At 44.2% G+C, this 18,188-nt stretch carries 20 protein-coding genes; 8 read left to right on the forward strand and 12 right to left on the reverse strand.

Annotation, left to right across the window (positions count from 1 at the left end; genetic code table 11):
* Nucleotides 1-25: 25 nt before the first annotated feature.
* The 3 genes from VB077_RS12415 to VB077_RS12425 all read right to left on the reverse strand — a co-directional run bounded on the left by VB077_RS12415 (nt 26) and on the right by VB077_RS12425 (nt 3,144).
* The gene (locus VB077_RS12415; protein ID WP_323415564.1) at nt 26-367 is read right to left on the reverse strand and encodes a hypothetical protein; all 342 of its coding nucleotides are present in this window, start codon (nt 365-367) and stop codon (nt 26-28) included.
* Nucleotides 368-507: 140 nt separating this feature from the next.
* A complete protein-coding gene (locus VB077_RS12420) occupies nt 508-1,542 on the reverse strand; it encodes a DUF1646 family protein (RefSeq protein ID WP_323415565.1) in 1,035 nt (344 codons plus the stop codon).
* Between the two features lie 303 nt (nt 1,543-1,845).
* Nucleotides 1,846-3,144 (reverse strand): LCP family protein, encoded by a 1,299-nt coding sequence (locus tag VB077_RS12425; RefSeq protein WP_323415566.1) that lies wholly within the window; start codon nt 3,142-3,144, stop codon nt 1,846-1,848.
* A 169-nt stretch (nt 3,145-3,313) separates the two neighbouring features.
* Here VB077_RS12425 and VB077_RS12430 point away from each other — a divergent pair, with 169 nt between their 5' ends.
* A complete protein-coding gene (locus VB077_RS12430) occupies nt 3,314-3,634 on the forward strand; it encodes a hypothetical protein (RefSeq protein WP_323415567.1) in 321 nt (106 codons plus the stop codon).
* A gap of 86 nt (nt 3,635-3,720) precedes the next feature.
* Nucleotides 3,721-4,146, forward strand: a complete 426-nt coding sequence (locus tag VB077_RS12435; protein WP_323415568.1) for a hypothetical protein — start codon at nt 3,721-3,723, stop codon at nt 4,144-4,146.
* A 1-nt stretch (nt 4,147) separates the two neighbouring features.
* On the opposite strand, the gene VB077_RS12440 is transcribed toward VB077_RS12435, so the two are convergent.
* Genes VB077_RS12440 through spoVAC form a run of 7 tightly spaced genes read right to left on the reverse strand, consistent with a single transcriptional unit; the run spans nt 4,148 to nt 10,723 of the window.
* Nucleotides 4,148-5,170, reverse strand: a complete 1,023-nt coding sequence (locus VB077_RS12440) for an acyl-CoA dehydratase activase (RefSeq protein WP_323415569.1) — start codon at nt 5,168-5,170, stop codon at nt 4,148-4,150.
* Complete coding sequence (locus tag VB077_RS12445; protein WP_323415570.1) at nt 5,157-6,296, reverse strand: CoA protein activase; 1,140 nt, start codon at nt 6,294-6,296, stop codon at nt 5,157-5,159. Before VB077_RS12445 ends, VB077_RS12440 begins: the two co-directional genes overlap by 14 nt.
* Nucleotides 6,238-7,302: an acyl-CoA dehydratase activase-related protein gene (locus VB077_RS12450; protein WP_323415571.1), complete on the reverse strand. Its 1,065-nt coding sequence runs from the start codon at nt 7,300-7,302 to the stop codon at nt 6,238-6,240. The genes VB077_RS12445 and VB077_RS12450 overlap by 59 nt, the downstream gene beginning before the upstream one ends.
* 13 nt (nt 7,303-7,315) lie before the next feature.
* Nucleotides 7,316-8,797: a spore germination protein gene (locus VB077_RS12455; RefSeq protein WP_323415625.1), complete on the reverse strand. Its 1,482-nt coding sequence runs from the start codon at nt 8,795-8,797 to the stop codon at nt 7,316-7,318.
* Nucleotides 8,798-8,838: 41 nt separating this feature from the next.
* Nucleotides 8,839-9,201 carry a stage V sporulation protein AE gene (gene spoVAE, locus VB077_RS12460; protein WP_323415572.1) on the reverse strand — a complete coding sequence of 121 codons (363 nt, stop codon included), beginning with the start codon at nt 9,199-9,201 and terminating at the stop codon, nt 8,839-8,841.
* A gap of 16 nt (nt 9,202-9,217) precedes the next feature.
* On the reverse strand, nt 9,218-10,225 hold the full coding sequence (spoVAD, locus tag VB077_RS12465) for a stage V sporulation protein AD (protein WP_323415573.1): 1,008 nt from the start codon (nt 10,223-10,225) through the stop codon (nt 9,218-9,220).
* Between the two features lie 27 nt (nt 10,226-10,252).
* Complete coding sequence (gene spoVAC / locus VB077_RS12470) at nt 10,253-10,723, reverse strand: stage V sporulation protein AC (protein WP_323415574.1); 471 nt, start codon at nt 10,721-10,723, stop codon at nt 10,253-10,255.
* Between the two features lie 194 nt (nt 10,724-10,917).
* Here spoVAC and VB077_RS12475 point away from each other — a divergent pair, with 194 nt between their 5' ends.
* The 3 genes from VB077_RS12475 to sigF are packed head-to-tail and all read left to right on the forward strand — an operon-like array spanning nt 10,918 to nt 12,500.
* Complete coding sequence (locus VB077_RS12475; protein WP_416337059.1) at nt 10,918-11,256, forward strand: STAS domain-containing protein; 339 nt, start codon at nt 10,918-10,920, stop codon at nt 11,254-11,256.
* The gene (gene spoIIAB / locus VB077_RS12480; protein ID WP_323415576.1) at nt 11,253-11,690 is read left to right on the forward strand and encodes an anti-sigma F factor; all 438 of its coding nucleotides are present in this window, start codon (nt 11,253-11,255) and stop codon (nt 11,688-11,690) included. Before VB077_RS12475 ends, spoIIAB begins: the two co-directional genes overlap by 4 nt.
* Nucleotides 11,691-11,702: 12 nt before the next feature.
* Entirely contained in the window at nt 11,703-12,500 is a 798-nt protein-coding gene (sigF, locus tag VB077_RS12485) for an RNA polymerase sporulation sigma factor SigF (protein WP_323415577.1), read from the forward strand.
* Here the strand turns inward: sigF and VB077_RS12490 are convergent.
* Nucleotides 12,477-13,649, reverse strand: coding sequence for a D-alanyl-D-alanine carboxypeptidase family protein (locus VB077_RS12490; protein ID WP_323415578.1), 1,173 nt, complete (start codon nt 13,647-13,649; stop codon nt 12,477-12,479). The two genes, sigF and VB077_RS12490, sit on opposite strands and share 24 nt — an antisense overlap.
* 192 nt (nt 13,650-13,841) lie before the next feature.
* Here VB077_RS12490 and VB077_RS12495 point away from each other — a divergent pair, with 192 nt between their 5' ends.
* Entirely contained in the window at nt 13,842-15,272 is a 1,431-nt protein-coding gene (locus VB077_RS12495; RefSeq protein WP_323415579.1) for an NAD(P)/FAD-dependent oxidoreductase, read from the forward strand.
* A 3-nt stretch (nt 15,273-15,275) separates the two neighbouring features.
* Here VB077_RS12495 and VB077_RS12500 read toward each other — a convergent pair whose 3' ends face one another.
* Entirely contained in the window at nt 15,276-16,694 is a 1,419-nt protein-coding gene (locus tag VB077_RS12500) for a B12-binding domain-containing radical SAM protein (protein WP_323415580.1), read from the reverse strand.
* A 135-nt stretch (nt 16,695-16,829) separates the two neighbouring features.
* Here VB077_RS12500 and VB077_RS12505 point away from each other — a divergent pair, with 135 nt between their 5' ends.
* Nucleotides 16,830-17,369 carry a DUF2284 domain-containing protein gene (locus tag VB077_RS12505; protein WP_323415581.1) on the forward strand — a complete coding sequence of 180 codons (540 nt, stop codon included), beginning with the start codon at nt 16,830-16,832 and terminating at the stop codon, nt 17,367-17,369.
* 45 nt (nt 17,370-17,414) lie between these two features.
* Entirely contained in the window at nt 17,415-18,185 is a 771-nt protein-coding gene (locus tag VB077_RS12510; protein ID WP_323415582.1) for a YdcF family protein, read from the forward strand.
* Nucleotides 18,186-18,188: the final 3 nt, after the last annotated feature.

Here is an 18,188-nt window from a genome sequence, read left to right on the forward strand (position 1 = left end):
TCGGTATCATCTGGGTTTTAAACCATTAAATTGCTTCGTTAATCTCCTCTGTCTTGCTGTCAATCTCAGCTTGAGTCATTCCGTCCTTAATTAAGCGATAATTGATTGCATCCATCCAGAAACCCGATTTAGCACTGATTTTTTTATAGCCTTTAGCATTTTTCTTACTCCGTTTGGCCCGGGAATCAGCATTAGCTTGAACAATCGAACAGACATAACGTGCTTTAAGGCGCATTTCTTGATTCATGTCCTCAAAGCCTTCATTGAGCGCTTGAGTGACTTGTTTATGATAATCTGAGAATTCATCGAAAGGGATTTCTGTCTCCATATGTAAATATTCTTTAATCTTTTCAAATAACTGTTCCATTTAATAAAAAACCTCCATCATATTTTCCTAAAGGACCTTAAAAATTATATCTTAGTTTACAAGAAATAACAAGCTAAATCCGTTGGTGCAATAAAAGACAGATGTTCTACTTTGCAAACATCTGTCTTTTGAACAATCTCCTATAGAACAAAGAAAATGGCGACAAAGAAAACTAACATGATAATTAAACCAAGGGGAACACCCAATTTTGCCCATTCTTTACTCTCAATATTAAGTTTGCTTGCGGAAATAATATTGGGGATATTACCGGGGATCAACATTCCGCCGCTAATTAAAAGGCCCATTAAAATAGCCCGGATTTGTTCTAAGGACATCTTATCGCTGATTTCGGCGGCAGCTAGAGTCGCATTATCCAATATCGCTGAAATCATATTGATCCAATATAAGAGCTGACTGGGCAAGCCAAGAATGAATTTATCGATAATTGGTTTTAAGCCTGTACCTAAAAATGTTAAAGCCATGACAAAAAGATAGATTTTAAAGGCACGAAAAAAAACTTCTTTATAGCTTTCTTCCTGTTGATCACCCTCTAAACCAAGACCGGATTGTTGATCAGGCCGGATAAGGAAGGCAGCCAAAATTCCCAGGCCGATAATCGCAGGAATAATAAATTCCCCAAAATTTACGAACAAATACCAGAAGTCAGCATTGAGTTTCGATATGACGATCGTAGCCAGAGGCTCACCGATTGGAGTTAAGGCAGCTCCTAAGCCAATCGAGAAACAACTAATAATTGTAAGATTAACTTCGTTTTTGCGATCCATCTTCAAATTATAAATGATTTCGACGAGGAGTAGGGCAGCGATAATCGCTGTAATTACACTTGAAATAATGCCTAAAATAACAACGATCAGAAACATAAGTATTTTAGCCGGTATGTGGTTCTGAATAGATTGAATAGCCGTGTTGATCTGCACTTTGAAAACTTTAAAAAGTACACCGAAAGCAAATACGGCGATTGTAATCATAATCGGTTCTTCTAAAGCTTTTAATACCAGTCCGGTACTTAACGACTGTGATATCAGTACCGACGCTAAACCCATAACAAATAGAAATATTTCGAGGTTATGTTCCACTTTTTTTACCGTGAAAGGAAGGACTAATACTAACAACACAATGGAAATTAACCCACCGAGCATAAGATTATCTGGCAATCAAATCACTCCCCCTTAATTATCTATTATCTATTTTTATTTGAACCACATTTCACATTTTAACATTATATTATGTAATATTAAAGGTTAATTTGCGAAATAGATCGAATTTATACAAATATAGTAAAATCAATGACATTATGGGCTTATAAAGGAAACTTACTTCAGGTGGAGTTTTGACTCCCTCTGAAGTTTAGTTGACTTATCCCCACAGAGGACAAGCTTGCAAGGCAAGCAAGCTTCGTATGTCCAGAGACTAAATTACATTATATCAAACATTTTTATAGATTTATAGAGATACTTTTACTTCTCATTTTTAATGACCTCAAATTGAATCCCTTGATTTAGATTTCCTTCAGCTAAATTTTCCTCAGCCTCTTTTTCCGAACGGGCATTTTGCTCTGTCACGCTATTGCCGGCTTCTTTTTTTACAGGGTTTTCGTTTTGATTTTTCGGAGTTGACGAATTAGGCGAAACGGAGGAGGCCTTTGATGAAGAAGGCTTTGTCGGAGAAGGATTTGTTGAAGAAGGCTTTGCGGAAAAAGTCTGATTTGCATTTTGCGTGAAATATGAGGTCGTTTTTCCATCCATAAATAATTGCGTAACTACTTTTTTAGCATCATCAGAATTGACCTTCCAGTAACTTATTCCCTTTTCGGTCGAAAATTTTCCGGGAAGGGTCTGAGTTATTATCTGATAATCTTCCGTTTTTTTCAATAAGGTCGCGAGGGACCATATCTGACCTATGCTTAGGTCTGTCTCCACGGCTTGATACACTTTGGGAATAACAAAGGGAAGCTTGGGCAAATTTTTAATATTCACCGCTTCCTTAACCATAGCTTTCATGACTGCCTGCTGACGGATTGTTCTCGTAATGTCCCCCATTTCATCGTTGCGAAAACGCGCATATTGAAGGGCCTGGCTCCCATTAAGGCGTTGGGTTCCTTTTTTTAAATCGATATAGCGGTCTTGATTGTCTCCTGTATCATAATGCATATCCTTCTCAACGCTTAAAGTTACCCCACCCAAACTGTCAATGATACTTTTAAAGCCATTAAAGTTTGTCGCGACATAACCATCAATCGGAAAACCGATCATTGTTTCAATATACTTTTGGGTTGAGGAAAACCCCTTTTGCAGGCGGGCAATAGCATTAATCTTTTGAATTCCCTTTCCTTCCAAATTGACTTGAGTATCCCGAGGAATACTGAGCAAAATCATTTTTTTATGGATTTGATCAATGCGGGCAACAAATAAAGAATCCGTATTGCTTAAAGTGACATCCTCCGGCCGATTATCCATCCCAATTAAAAGAAAAGTAAGGCTTGAACCATCGAGCTTATCACGATAAATAGCCGCGCTATTTTCTTCTCCTGTTTGATTTGCTAAATTCTGCTGAGAAACTTCTGAATTCCTACCCGTTTGATTGAAGATTTGAGACCGTGATATATTCCCTGAGACATTTCCTTTCAGTTGACCTTGTCCGCCCAAAAACAGAATCAAAAAGACGAGTCCTACGCCCAGCCCAAAACCTAAAATGGCAATAAATCCATATACTTTGAAGAACTCCTGTAAACTCGCTTTATTTTTGTCTTTGGACATGCTGTCTCAACTCCGATCAATAAAATATCACCAATAGCTTCGACAATCTAAACCTATTTATACCCATATAAGTATCGTTAGTTTTTGGAAATGGCTTTGGTATATTTTGTAACACCCCTTTGCCGGTGGAATATAATACCAGTAAATAGGTGTCAAAGGAGGGATTACAATGTTTTTCCTAAAGAAATTACCCTTTATAAATTTACGAGCTGAAGAGCCGACACCAATTATAAATACCCCAAGCTTAGAGCAAGACATTCCTGCGGAAATGATAGAAAACGTAAACAATGCACTTGAACAAAATTATTCTTATGAAACCCAGAGTTCAACTCTGTTCGGCAAGTTTCACCGGAGTCAAAACCTTTACACTGGTCCTGAAGCCTCCTTTGAAAATGAGGCTTGGGCGCCGGAATATCAACCCATCAAGCTCTTTCACAGACCATGGAGCACAACAGAGGAACAAATCGCCTCACCTTCCGACTCCCAATAATTATAGGGCCGTGTCATCAATACACGGCCCCTCTGCCTCTTCTTTGTACGAATTTTACGCACGACATCAAAGGAGGAAACTCGCTTATGTCTTCTGGAATCTTTGGACCAAGGGCTCCATCCTACCCTCGTCCTACCTACTATAACCAGAATTTACGACGATCATATGGTTCCTATCCTCCTCCTTCTTCCGTTCCATCTCCTGCTTCTTATCCTGCACCCGCTTCTTATCCTACAACTGCTTCTTATCGCGTACCTGCTTCTTATTCTTATACCGCCCCTTATCATGCTGCTTCAGTGCCCCAAGCCTATTCCGGCCGTCCTTATCCGAATATGCCTGCACCTGTTGTTTATCCCGAGAATCTTCCTCCCTATTCTCCCGTTTATTTGCCTGTTATGCAGTATTCCAGAAGCTGCTCTGAGCACGGCCTGGAAGCCGTCCTAATCGCAATACTTGTTCTCGTTTCATTGGACCTCATCTTTGTTCGCCCATTGAAAAAGCTCCCGGAATAAATTAAGAATTTGATGCGGCAGCTTTTTCTGCACCTTTAGCATCGCGTTTTTCGGTGATTGTGCTTGACCATTTTCCGCAGCGGTCCCCCCAACGCGCCAGAGCCTGATTCTCCTGCCTTATTTCTACAACTTCACAGTGATTGGCACAGCCGCTGCAGTCGAAACTGCGCGCTTCAAAAAGGGTATCCGTAAGTTGAAGGCCCCGGAATTTACTGGTATAGCTTTTCTTTTGAGCGGCCTTTTCTTGGGCAAGATAAGCCGCGCCCAAGGCCCCCATCACTGAAAAATGGGGAGGTACAATCACTTCTTGGCCAAGTTCTTTTTCAAAGGCCCGGCAGATTCCGGGGTTAGCCGCAACTCCCCCTTGAAAAAGAATCGGACCCAGGATTTCTTTATTTTTTCCCACGTTATTTAAGTAGTTGCGTACCATCGCTTGACATAGCCCCGCGAGAATGTCGGGCAAAGGATGTCCTAACTGTTGTTTGTGGATCATATCCGATTCTGCAAAGACGGAACAGCGGCCGGCGATTCTCACCGGGTGTTGGGCATGTAAGGCAATCGGCCCGAATTCTTCAATCGGAATTCCGAGTCGTGCCGCTTGCTGATCCAAAAATGAACCTGTTCCGGCAGCACAGACCGTATTCATCGCAAAATCAACTACAACACCGTCACGCAGAATAATAATTTTGGAGTCCTGTCCGCCGATTTCCAAGATCGTTTTCACCCCGGGATATTCTCGGGAAGCCGCTACGGCATGTGCCGTGATTTCATTTTTGACAACATCCGCACCCAATAAGGTTGCCGCAAGTTGACGGGCGCTTCCTGTCGTCCCCACACCGATGATCTGGGCCGATTTTCCTATTTTTTCACGCAGAAGCTTTAGACCTTCTTGAATGGTTTGCATCGGGCGCCCCTGAGTTCGAAGATACATTGCCTCGGCTACAGTATTATCATCCCTCAGCAGCACAATATTGGTGCTGACTGAGCCAACATCTACACCTAAGAAATAGTTATGAGTATGCACGTATCGGCCCTCCTAGATTTGATCCTTGTTCTTTATGACGAGATCGTTCAAGCAGATCAACAAAAGCCTCTAAACGGGTCTGAATCCCTGCCTGTCCTGTATGTTCATCAAAGGTTAACGTCATTATAGGAAGATTATAGTCTTCTTGAATCTGCGGAAGAATGCTCGAAGCTACGATTTCCGGCATACACCCCAAAGGTAGAATCTGAATGATTCCATCATATCCCCGGCGTGCAAAATGAACCGCTGAGCCTATGGTTTCAATTCCGTGACCGCCTACGAAATGGTTTAAATAGGGTTTGGCTAAACGATAATAAGGTTTCAAAGGACGACATCCCTGCTTAAAACCTTGAAAAACATGTTGTCCGACCCAACCGGATAGATAGATCGAGCGATCAACATATGTTCCTAAGTTTCCCAGCTCTTTTTCTATGTCACAGGAGCTAAACGGCTCCAAAAGCGTATAGATTTCCCCGATCACGGCAATTCTTAAAGGTTGAATTTCCAGACTTTCCGGATGCTCGGCTTGCTTTTCCTGAATCCTTGCTTGGAGCCACCGAACAACCCCTTCAATGCCTTCATCAGTCATCGCCAACACAAGTCTTTTTTTGGCTTCCTCATACAGCCCATTGGCTTCATGCGGATTTTGGGCGTGTGGACGAAATCCGTGAATAAGCATTTCAATCCGATCCATGGCCACTGATTTACGATAGGCAAACATAGCGGCGCTTAGTATTTTAGTCCATGAGTTATGCGCTCCCGCTAGATAGCGAATCCGCTCCAGCAATCCTAATAAGCGTCCCTCAGGGGGTTCCAGCAGAATGAATTCATAATTAAATCCCGCATCTTTAAGAATTTGCCGTTCGCTTTCACCATAATATCCAAAACGGCAAGGGCCTTTTCCGGCGGTAATAACTACCGTATCCGCCCCCATATCCGCTGCTTCCACATAGTTTCCCAAATTAAGCTTAAGGGGCAAACAGGCCGATTCCGGCGCGAGTTTCGTCCCAATATTTAACGTTTGTTTGCTATTAAATGGTGCAACCGCAAATTCTATGTTCAAGGATTCAAACAGGGCTTGAATGACAATCCACGAATTCCCCATGTGCGGGAAGGTGACCTTCATGACCGACTCTCCTCTCCAGCATATCCAGAAATGCCTCTAAGCGGGTAACCAAGCCCGCTTCACCGGTATGTTCATCAAGTGTAAGGACCAAATAAGGTTTTTGTTCGGCTCTTGATCGTCGTGCAAGAAGATCATTCGTTAATGAATCCGTCCCGCAGCCAAAGCACGAAAGGTAAATGATTCCATCGACCTTCGGGTCTTCAAGGTAAGACTCTCCGGCCCCATAAATTTTCCGAGCATGGCTCCAAAAAATGCTTTTGCGAAGATGTTTCTGCTCTTCTTGCGTAATTTCTAAGGGAACATTTTCAACCACCCTCAGATTTGCCTTGCGGGCTATTTTGGAGAGAAGATTAAGATTAGCATATGATTCATACGTCAAATAGCTATGCCCGAGAAGCGCAATCGTCGGCCGATATTCGTCTGATTCTTGGACAACCGTTTGCACCTGACGCGGAGTAAGTCCCAGATTTTCGAGCTTACCGGACTCGGCAAGATTTTCAAAACACTCCATGCTTTCTTCAAAGCCCCAACCTTGTTTACGCATGTCTTGATACGTTTTAAGCCAACGCTCTCCTTCGGCATAAGCGCGCAGAACCTGATGTTTATTTTTACCCAAGCCTTTACCCCATTGAATCAAGCTCTTGTGGGCTTGATGAACCCCGGCCCGCCGATTGATGTCTACGGTGACTACTTCCAGTCCGGCAGGGATTGTTCCAAGCAGGCTTTCGGGAATCCCCAACATTTTTGGACAGAGGTACGTGTTTTTTTCCATACTGACTAAACGCGGCAGAAAAACTGCATCCACATTGGATAATGAATTAAGATGACCGACTAAAATCTTGACCGGCAAACACGTATCTGCCGGTGCCTTTTTCAAGCCGATTTCCATCATGGTCTGATTGGTCGGAGGCGTACTCACGAGTTCGATATCCAATTCTTGTAAAAATCCTGCCCAAAACGGATAATAATCATAATAGGTTAGCGCACGTGGATAACCAAGCTTCAAGCTCAATAACCCCCTATTTTCCTTGTTTTTTCGGTTGCCGTGTTTCATCTTGCGGTTTCAAAATACTCGGTCTCGTATTTTGAAGGGTTACCGGCGAGCGGAAAAGAGCCTTTCCTATGGCCTTCCCGTCAAATGGGAAAACCGGCCAAAGGTATGGGATACCAAACGATTTTGTCCGTACCAGCAATATAAACACTGCAAGAATGCCAATTCCGAAACCAATAAAGTTTCCGATAAACGTCGCAATCACTAAAAACAGCCTGGCCAAACGATTGGCTTGGCCAAGTTCATAACTCGGGGTCGCAAAGGTACCTACGGAAACAATCGCTATATACAAAACGATTTCCGGTGTAAATAGTCCAACCTTAATCGCGATATCTCCCAGCATAAATGTTGCAACTAATCCTAAGGCAGTGGAAAGCGGCGACGGAATATGAATCGCGGCCATTCTCAGCAAATCCACACCAAATTCCGCAACCAGAATTTGCGGCAAAAGCCCAACCTTACCCGGTTCAGAAATTCCCAGCCATTGAAGCCATTCCGGAAGAACGTTTGGATTTAAGGCCGCAGCTAACCACAAGGGCAATAAAAAGACAGATACAAAAATTCCCAAAAACCGAACTAAACGCAGATAAGCACCTACAATCGGTTCTTGCCGATATTCTTCGGCATGTTGCAGATGGTGCCAAATGGTTACAGGTGCGATAATAACGGATGGTGAGGTATCCACAATTAGAATCACGTGTCCCTCGAGGAGATGGGTAGCCGCTACATCCGGTCTTTCCGTGTACCTTACACGGGGATACGGATTCCAAAACTTACTGCCTAAGATGAATTCTTCAATACTTTTTTCAGCCATGGGAATTCCGTCAACTACAATTCCCTGCAGTTCTTCCGTAATTTTCCGCACAAGCTCTAGATTGGTCACATCTTCGATATAGGCAATACAGACATCTGTTTTGGATCGTGTTCCGACCTGGACAAGCTTCATTCTCAGCTTTGGATCCCGCAGTCTTCGGCGAATCAAGGCCGTGTTGAACACCATGGTCTCCACGAAACCATCCCGTGACCCTCGGGTAACCTTCTCAATATCCGGTTCTTGCGGAGCACGGGCCGGAAATGTTCTAACATCAACAATAATTGCCTTTTCCTGGCCTTCGACGAAAATAGCCATCGGCCCGGACAATAGAAAGTAGAATACTTTATCCATGGTTTCAACTTCGGAAACCTGTAAATTAACAATTCTTCCCTTAACTAATTTTGTTAAGGTATTGACCACTAAATCCGCACGTTCTAACTCCACTAAAGATTCGAGGATAATACTGGAAACCTCGGTATTGACCATACCATTGACCGAGTAAATCGCAACCTTCTTACCGCCGATTGACATTTCACGCAGGATGATATCATAGTTATCCGGCACGCCCAGTTCTTTGTTCATGTAGTCTATATTTTCTTGATATAACTTGCTGACCTTTACATTTTCTTCACTCATATTCTTCGATTCATTAGATTCAGCCAAAGCTATTCCTCCCTCTATCCCTTAGGAGTAAAGGCAATCGATACGAGATATCCAAAGAGCACCGCCGCTGCGATGCCAACGGCCGCCGCTTCTACCCCTCCGGAAAAAGCGCCTAACAAGCCCCTTTTGTCAACAGCCTCCATCGCACCTTTAGACAGTAAATAACCGAATCCGGAGAGTGGGACACTCGCTCCCGCTCCCGCAAACTTGACCATTGGGCCATACAGCCCTAACGCGCCCAAAATGGCTCCGCCTGTCACAAAGGTGACTAAAACATGGGCCGGCGTAAAGGCTGGTTTTGTTAAATCCATCAGAAGCTGACCCGCCACACAAATCAGACCGCCGACAATAAACGCCGGAATTACCTGCTCAAACATCCGCATTGCTCTCCTTTCATGCTTCGATCACGATTGCATGTCCGATTCCCGGGACGGACTCTCCCTGTAAAGAAGAGGTTGGGCTATGCAAGGCTCCGCTTCCGGCAAGCAGCACCCGTTTATATTGCTTAGAATTGAGCTTCTGCATAATATCACCCGCAAAAACAACGGCTGAGCAGGCGCAACCGCTACCGCCGGCGTGCACATCCTGGCCGGAGTCATAGATCATGACCCCGCAATCGTTAAATTGATTTGCTGTTTCTACACCGCTGCGTTTTAAGACTTCTTTGGCAAGCATTAAGCCAACCTGCCCTAGATCTCCCGAAACAATCAGATCATAATCCGCGGGCGTTCGTTTTAAATCGTTCATATGATTTAAGATCGTATCCGCTACCGCCGGTGCCATAGCCCCTCCCATGTTATTGACATTCTTTTCGCCAAAATCGAGGACCCGTCCGATCGTTGCCGCCGTAACTCGCGGTCCTGTCCCTGATTGGGCAAGCACTAGACTCCCCGCCCCGGTGACAGTCCACTGCGCACTCATCGCTCGTTGGTTTCCTTGTTCTGTCGGTGAACGGTATTGCCGCTCAGCTGTATCATGATGACTGGAAACTCCGACAAGAACATTGCGGGCAAACCCTCCATCGATCAACATACTACCGACAGCCATCCCTAAAGCCATTGTTGAACAAGCCCCATAAAGTCCGATAAACGGTAACCCCATCGTCCGCGCCGCAAAATTAGAAGAAATAATTTGATTGAGCAAATCCCCGGCCAACATATAATCAATCTCATCCGACTTTAGACGAGATTGTTCAAGGGCTCCTTGCATTGCCGCCTCAAGCATTTTGCTTTCCGCGACTTCCCAAGATTTATTTCCGTTTAGGCTATCCGGCAAAACTTTGCTGAATGTTTTGCCCAGCGGTCCTTTTCCTTCCTTCGGTCCAACGACTGAATAGGACGAAAGAATCACCGGCGGATTTTCAAAAACCACGGTTTGATTCCCTTGGCGTTTATAAATCATTCCAATCTCAGCCCCAATCCCTTACAATTAAAAACGCAGAAAGTAATAAATAATTCCAACAACAATTGATGTCATAATCCCATAGACTAAAACCGGACCGGCCACGGTAAAAAGCCGAGCTCCCACTCCCAAAACATATCCTTCACGTTTAAACTCCAAAGCGGGAGCAACAATTGAATTTGCAAAACCGGTAACGGGTATGATTGAACCTGCTCCGGCAAACTTGCCGATTTCATCATAAACCCCCAGTCCGGTAAGAAGAGCCCCCGAGAAAATTAAAATAGCCGTAGTCGCTGTTGAAGCCTCTGTTCTTTCTAAACCCGCTATGACAAGCAAATTGATCATCATCTGCCCAATCAGACAGATCAGTCCTCCCACGAAAAAAGCGCGTACCGAATTACGAAGTGCGGTTGGCTTAGGCGTCATCGATGTTGATAAATTTTTATATTCTTCGAGGGTAATGTTCACATTGGGCGGCCTTAATTTTTCCCCGGGCATTGATACCTCTCCTCTCTTTAAAAGCAACCTAAATTAGTCGTTACTGCTTAGTATTAAACGCAAACCCATAATTTATTCACGCTTCAAAGATTCTCATTTTTTCTTCCTTAATTTCCCTATTCCGTGGGGAGGGAAATTCTGGATAACGTCGAATTGAATCCAAGAGAACATGGATAAGGGGGACAGGCTTGCTCATGGATAAAAAAATAGAGCGCCAGACATTGACCTTGAGTTTATCGGGAGAGCTCGATATGAGATCTTCAGAAAATCTGCGTCAAACCATTGATACAGAAATTGACCGCCGCGGCATACGAACCGTAATCCTGGACCTTCACGATGTCACATTTGTAGACAGTTCGGGGTTAGGGGTGATACTTGGGCGATATAAAAAGCTGCTTCCATTGGGTGGCAAAATCATCATCAAGCATGCCCCCCCTCACATTTATAAAATTATGGAGCTGTCCGGGTTACCCAAAATTATCCCTTTTGAAAATGAATCCACAGATGTAGGAAGGACGGGAAATGCTCAATGAAAAACAATTTTTTAACGCTTACCTTCTCTAGTATTGCCGAAAATGTAAGTATTTCACGCATGCTTATTGCTTCAATCGGTGCGCAACTTGATCTTTCGCTCAATGATATCGAAGAGTTAAAGGTTGTCGTCTCCGAAGCCGTCTCCAATGCGATCATTCATGGCTATCAAAATAACCCGGAAAAGAATGTTACCCTGGAAATCGAATATAATCCTGAAAAACTGCAAATTACGGTTCGTGATGAAGGGTGCGGAATTTCTGATGTGGAGCAGGCGATGCAGCCGGCCTACAGCACTGACCCCGAACGGATGGGGCTGGGATTTGTCTTTATGCAATCCTTTATGGATGAATTAAAGGTTGACTCTGTTTTAGACCAAGGAACAACCGTCACCATGGTCAAAACCCTGCACAAAAATAATCCCTCCTTAAATTAGGAGGGAGCAAACATGATTCAAAGATTAACGGAAATGAATCTTCCCCGTTTTCCCCTGCTTTCGGATGAAGAAATGATGGAGCTTTTGCATCAGGCTCAAGAAGGCAATGAGGAAGCACGCGAAAAGCTGGTCAATTGCAATCTCAAATTGATTTTTAACCTCGTGCAGCGTTTTTCGCACCGGGGATATGAGCTTGAAGATCTCTTTCAAATCGGCACTATCGGCTTGATTAAGGCGATTGATAAATTTGATTTCAGCTATGGTGTCAAATTCTCGACCTATGCGGTACCGATGATTATCGGCGAAATCCGCCGCTTTCTGCGTGACGATCATCCGATTAAAGTGCCGCGTTCATATAAGGAACTCGTTTATAAGGTCAACCGCGCCCGCGAACAACTTTCCGCCACTCTTGGCCGCGAACCGACCATCGGTGAAATCTCCGAAGAGATCGGAGTCGAGCGTGAGGAAATCGTTTCAGCTCTTGAAGCCGTTCAAAGTCTGACCTCTATTCATGATACACTCTACCAGGACGACTCCGACCCCATCTATGTCTTAGATCAGCTTCCCATAGATAAGGACTTAGAACCCAGCTGGTTTGAAAAGATTGCCCTGAAAGAGGTCCTGGACAAACTGCCCGAACGTGAAAAACATGTTATTATGATGCGATTCTTTGAAGATAAGACACAAAGTGAAATTGCTGCCCAGCTCCATCTCTCCCAGGTTCAGATCTCGCGAATCGAGCGGGCAGCACTTCACCATATTCGTCAACTCCTTCAGGTTACTCCATTAGAACCCAAAGACTCCTTGTAACGTCCGAGTCATCTGTTGATATAGGCTGGCTTTGGCAATTGGCTGTTCGGCAACCAAATTCACACGATTTATAACTTCATTATCCCGGTAAAGCAGGACTTCCCCTAATTGTTGTCCTTGCTGAACGGGAGCTTCCACATCTGGGTTGAGCTTTGTTTCGACCCAGATATTTTTATCTTTCCCTTTTTCAACCGTTACGCCAAGCGATTTCTCCGTCACAGCCGTTACTTCATTTTCCGTTCCTTTATGGACGGTGATGACTCCTTGTTTTTGCCCTGCGGGTGCAAATTCTTTATAGGCATATTTAGCAAATCCGTAGTTATAGATTTTCATGGACTCGGCGAAATGGCCCCGCACTTGCGGAACTCCCATGACTACGGCAATCAGACGAAGTCCGTCCCGTTCTACCGTCGATGCCAGACAATATTTTGCTTCGTTTGTCCATCCTGTTTTAAACCCATCTGCGCCTTCATACCACCACAATAATTTATTCGTATTCCACAGCTTAAACTTGCCGTCCCGTAAATCATACTCTTTAATCGCAGTTAACTTTCTAATCAGCGGATATTTTAGGGCTTCCCGACCCATCAATGCCAGGTCATAAGCACTCGTATAGTGCCCTTCAGCCGGTAATCCGTAGGCATTTGCAAAGTGCGTATTTTTACATCCCAATTCCTGAGCTTTTTTATTCATTTCATTAACAAAGGCTTCATGCGTTCCGTAGATATGCTCGGCTACGGCAACACACGCATCATTAGCTGAACCGACGGCTATCGAAATCAACATTTCCTCAAGGGAAAACGTTTCACCAGGCTCTAAATAAATCTGGGAACCCCCGAGGCTGCAAGCATTCTCGCTTGCGGTTACCTTATCGGTGAGTTTAACACGTCCCGATTCAATAGCATCTGCGGCAACAAGCATCGTCATCAGCTTTGTTACACTGGCAGGGGCAAGCTCTTTGTGGGCTTCCTTTTCATACAGAATCCGGCCCGATTCGGCATCCACTAAAATTGCACTGATAGCCTCGGTTTCTAATTCTGCTCCTTGAGCGGCTGCAGCCGATTGCGAAGTTGACGGCGCAGCCAGGACGGTCCCGAAATTTCCTAAGACTAACGCCAAGGCTAATATTAATGTCAATCCTTTTCGCATTGTTAATCCCCCTTGAGAATTTAATTTCATCGTTTTGTTGTATTATTCCCAGAAAAGAAAAAAACACTCGGTCTAGTTTTACTTTAACCGAGTGTAATTTATTTTTAGAAGCGTTATAATTAAAATTGGATTTAATGCTTAATGCTTAATGCTAACTGCTCAAAAGCAGTGAAATCATAGGGGGTTAAACACTTGAAAAATTACGATGTCATTATTGTCGGAGCCGGCCCCGCCGGTATTTTCACCGCTTATGAGCTAACAAACCTGCATCCTGATCTTTCCATCCTGCTTATAGACAAAGGCCGTAATATCCATAAACGATATTGCCCCATCTTAAAAAAGACGCTTTCCAAATGTCCGCCACCAACCGAACAAAAAGATTACGCAGGCTGTGTTCCCGCCTGCTCAATTACCAATGGTTTTGGCGGAGCAGGTGCTTATTCTGACGGTAAATTCAATATCACCACAGAATTTGGCGGGTGGATGACCGAATATTTATCACCCTCAGAAGTTTTGAACCTTATCCATTATGTTGACGAAATTAATTTGAGCCATGGGGCAACGGCAGAACTCACAGACCCAACAACACCTATGGTTAAAGAAATTGAGCGCAGGGGATTAGCCGCAGGGCTAAAACTTCTTAGGGCTCAAGTCCGTCATTTAGGTACCGAACAAAATCTGGAGATCATGAAAAGTATTTATGAACACCTAAAAACTAAAATTGACATGGTTTTTGAAACAGAAATTGCGGATTTATTGACTGTAGAAGAAATAGGACATCTCCGCATAACCGGTGTTATCGATGAACAAGGTCATGAGATTTGTGCCCCTTATGTTGTTCTTGTTCCGGGTCGAGATGGTTCCGAATGGCTTACCCACGTTTTTAATAAGCACAACTTAGAAATGACAAGCAACCAGGTCGATGTCGGTGTCCGGATAGAAACCTTAGACACAATCATGGAAGATATTAATGAAAATCTGTATGAAGGAAAATTTATTTATCGAACTTCTGTAGGAACATCTGTCCGAAGTTTCTGCAGTAATCCCTCGGGTCATGTCGTTATTGAAAACCATAGCGGTGTCATGTTAGCCAATGGCCATGCTTTTAAGGATAAAAACCTGGGCAGCCATAATACGAACTTTGCTTTACTTGTCTCTCATAATTTTTCTTATCCCTTTAATAAGCCTAACGAATATGCTAAGGCCATTTCACGCCTTGCCAACGACTTATCAAATGGCAGCGTCTTAGTCCAACGCTTTGGGGATATTCTCAAAGGACGCCGCTCGACGGAAAAAAGAATTCGTGAAGGATTTATTGAACCCACGCTCAAAGAAGCGGTTCCCGGCAATATTTGTTTAGCCCTACCCTATACGACAATGCAAAGCATTATCGAGATGATTCAAGCCCTAGATCGAGTGACCCCGGGAATAGCCTCGGAGCATACACTTCTCTACGGTGTTGAAGCGAAATTTTATTCTTCCCGCCCCAAACTCACGAACGCTTTTGAAACTGAAATTTCCGGGCTCTATGCCGGCGGCGATGGCGCAGGCGTCACCCGCGGACTCGCCCAAGCCAGTGCCTGCGGGATTGCCATTGCCCGAAACATCAGCGCAAAATTCTAAGAGTTATCCTCCAAGGATAGCTCTGTTCCGGTGATGCCAGTTATGATGCCGCTTTTGCTTTTGATTAGAATTTAGATGCCTTAGCTTGTACAGATAGGTATCTTTCTTGAATGCGGAAAGCAGATTAATGCCTAAAACTCCGATTTGTATAATCAATGCCAGACCGAATCGCCTTAGTCCGAAGTTAATTCCAAATGTCTTTGCGATCTTAAGTGAGGACGGGAGGGTATAGAAATGTCGTATTGCCCGGAGAAACTCCTGCTGGAGCTCCCAGGCCGACATTTTCTTCGGTATAAAGGTCACATTCATCATATCAAAGACACTCCAGTCTTGGGTCACCATGCGCTGCTCTTTTTCAAGCTGCTCGTAAACGGCTGTTCCCGGGAACGGTGTCATAATAGCCGGCTGAAGCTGATATGCATTAATTTTTTTGGCAAAATCCACACCCCGTCTGATATCTTCCGGCCCGTCCGTATCAATTCCGAGGACAAGGCTGGCAATCAAACGAATCTTGTGACGCCGGAGCGCTTTTGCACAATTTTCAATATCGGCAATGCTTTGATGTTTCTTAATTAAATCCAACGATTCCTGATTCAGCGATTCAATTCCCACTAAGACACGGTTGAGATGAGCTTGCTCCAAAAGGCTGAGCATCTCTTCATCTTTCGCAAGATCGGTGCGTCCAAAGAAAAAAGTTTCTTTAAAAATAAGATTTTCAGCAATCATTCGATTACAGATTTCCTTGACGCGTTCTCTGTCTGCCGTAAAATTATCGTCTTCAAAATTCATATATTTAAAACCAAGTGTCTTGTAATAACGAAGTTCCTTAATAACACTGTCCACGCTGCGCCTGCGGTAAGGGTGAAACATCCGGGACGTCGTACAGAATGAACAACAGAAAGGACATCCCCGGCTGGCCATCACATTGGCTGTATCGCAGGGCGTCTTTAAAAGAGAGTAATCCGGAAAAGGAATTTCGTCAAGATTCATAACGCACGATGCATGAACAATTCTGTCGGATAATTTACCTTCCACAACGTCGCGGATAACCGTCTCGGCTTCGCCGACAACGACATGATCCGCATGTTCTGCCGCTTCTTCCGGCCGTACCGTAGCATGCATGCCTCCGATGATGACCCCGGCCTTCGTTTCACGGCGGAGCTTGTCCGCTAGAAAATAAGCCCGCGGCGCATTGGATGTCATCGTATATAAGCAATAAACATCGGCATCTTTCAGCGCAGAAAAATCTAAATCCGTATACAGTTCCTCATAAACTTCCACCTTGTGACCGGCATCTTTGAGGATATGACCTAGAATAAGAGGACCTGTTACCGAATTTGTATGCCCATAGAGGTTGTTCCCCGCCCTATAAACCTTCGTTCGGCGAACATCACCGGCCGGTACGATAAAGATTACTTTCATTTTGGTCGCCCCTTCTTAAATGTTACCCTCCTAAAAATTCACTTCATCTATTGCCTTTCTTAGACTATAATTTTATTATAGCAAAAAAACCATTGAATGAACGTGATTTAGTATGCACGAATGGGAGCGGATACAATGAAAAATCTGGATAAGCTCATCGCTCAAGAAAAAGAGAACTTAAAAATTCATGAATATGCGTTTATGAAAGCTCATGAGGTCATCTTTTCACAGGAGGCCAGAAGGTTGTGCGAAAAAAATGCCTGCGGAATGTATGGAACTTCTTGGGCTTGTCCTCCTGCCGTAGGAACGGTTGAAGAATGTCAAAAAAGATGTGCTGCCTATGATAATGCGTTTATTTTCAGTTCCGTTTCTCAACTGAAGAAAAAGTATGATATTGCGGGATGGCGCGAAGCACGTATTGTTCATGAGTCTATAACAGAGAAAACAGCCCAGATATTCCGGGCGGAATTTCCGAAAGCTCTCATTCTTTCCGCTGAAGGATGTACGCTTTGCTCCCATTGTACGTACCCGGAAAACCTTTGCCGATTCCCTCAGCGGATGTTTCCTGCTACAGAGGGGTATGGCATTATGGTGCTCCAACAAGCACCTTATTGTCATCTCCAATACAACAATGGTCCTAATACCGTCACTTATTTTAGTATGATCTTCTTTTGAAAAAAAGCAACTTAAGCCCAAGAGATGGTGAGGTGATCGTTTCATATGAACAACCGCGTCTCGAGGATTTGCATTTTAATAGGAATAATCGGAATTCTTGATACGATCTGCGTTTTAGGGTTTAATGGAGGTCTGAATCTAGGGACTCTACTGCCTGGAGTCCTAGGAATAGCCCTGGTTTTTTGGGGGTTGGCGGGAAATTATCTTAAGCAGCATGTCCTTAAGGATCGCTATCGAAGGCTCCGCCGCTTGCTCCGCGCAGGAGTTTTGCTGCTTCTTGCTTCATTTATCGTGATTGAGAGTTTGCTTCTGTATCACACTAGGGATCCCATACCAAGTCAAGTCGATTACCTGATCATTTTGGGGGCGGGCCTTAATGGGGAGCAACTCTCATGGACGCTTTGGGAACGAGTCGATAAGGGGTTAAAGATTCTTCAGGATAACCAAGAGATGCGGGTCGTCGTCTCGGGCGGGCAGGGGCCGGGAGAATGGATTACGGAAGCCGAAGCGATGCAGCGTTATCTGGTTGAACATGGCATCGCACCGGAACGGATTCTTAAAGAAGAAAAATCGACGAGCACGATGGAGAATTTTAGGTATTCGCGAAAGCTCCTTGAGCAACAACCGAGTTATGACCCTTCTGAGCCGGTTCTGGTGATTACGAATGATTTCCATATGTTTCGTTCAAAAATTCTGGCCAGACGTAATGGCATCAATCCCGTCGGGGTTCCGTCACCGACGCCTTGGTATCTGCGGCCGAATGTTTACCTACGTGAGTACTTTGCAGTCGTGAAATCCCTCGTCTTTGACCGATAGTTT

Origin of the sequence: Desulfitobacterium sp. (genome assembly GCF_034927245.1) — a bacterium.
Classification (GTDB): Bacteria; Bacillota; Desulfitobacteriia; order Desulfitobacteriales; family Desulfitobacteriaceae; genus Desulfitobacterium_A.

Bases quoted from the DNA above. Each gene is read 5' to 3' on its own strand.
- sigF (WP_323415577.1), top strand. From the start codon at position 11,703: ATGATTCAAAGATTAACGGAAATGAATCTTCCCCGTTTTCCCCTGCTT.
- spoVAC (WP_323415574.1), bottom strand. From the start codon at position 10,723: ATGCCCGGGGAAAAATTAAGGCCGCCCAATGTGAACATTACCCTCGAA.
- VB077_RS12435 (WP_323415568.1), top strand. From the start codon at position 3,721: ATGTCTTCTGGAATCTTTGGACCAAGGGCTCCATCCTACCCTCGTCCT.
- VB077_RS12500 (WP_323415580.1), bottom strand. From the start codon at position 16,694: ATGAAAGTAATCTTTATCGTACCGGCCGGTGATGTTCGCCGAACGAAG.
- VB077_RS12505 (WP_323415581.1), top strand. From the start codon at position 16,830: ATGAAAAATCTGGATAAGCTCATCGCTCAAGAAAAAGAGAACTTAAAA.
- VB077_RS12475 (WP_416337059.1), top strand. From the start codon at position 10,918: ATGGATAAAAAAATAGAGCGCCAGACATTGACCTTGAGTTTATCGGGA.
- VB077_RS12445 (WP_323415570.1), bottom strand. From the start codon at position 6,296: ATGAAGGTCACCTTCCCGCACATGGGGAATTCGTGGATTGTCATTCAA.
- spoVAE (WP_323415572.1), bottom strand. From the start codon at position 9,201: ATGTTTGAGCAGGTAATTCCGGCGTTTATTGTCGGCGGTCTGATTTGT.
- VB077_RS12455 (WP_323415625.1), bottom strand. From the start codon at position 8,797: ATGAGTGAAGAAAATGTAAAGGTCAGCAAGTTATATCAAGAAAATATA.
- VB077_RS12425 (WP_323415566.1), bottom strand. From the start codon at position 3,144: ATGTCCAAAGACAAAAATAAAGCGAGTTTACAGGAGTTCTTCAAAGTA.
- spoIIAB (WP_323415576.1), top strand. From the start codon at position 11,253: ATGAAAAACAATTTTTTAACGCTTACCTTCTCTAGTATTGCCGAAAAT.
- VB077_RS12510 (WP_323415582.1), top strand. From the start codon at position 17,415: ATGAACAACCGCGTCTCGAGGATTTGCATTTTAATAGGAATAATCGGA.
- spoVAD (WP_323415573.1), bottom strand. From the start codon at position 10,225: ATGATTTATAAACGCCAAGGGAATCAAACCGTGGTTTTTGAAAATCCG.
- VB077_RS12490 (WP_323415578.1), bottom strand. From the start codon at position 13,649: ATGCGAAAAGGATTGACATTAATATTAGCCTTGGCGTTAGTCTTAGGA.
- VB077_RS12415 (WP_323415564.1), bottom strand. From the start codon at position 367: ATGGAACAGTTATTTGAAAAGATTAAAGAATATTTACATATGGAGACA.
- VB077_RS12430 (WP_323415567.1), top strand. From the start codon at position 3,314: ATGTTTTTCCTAAAGAAATTACCCTTTATAAATTTACGAGCTGAAGAG.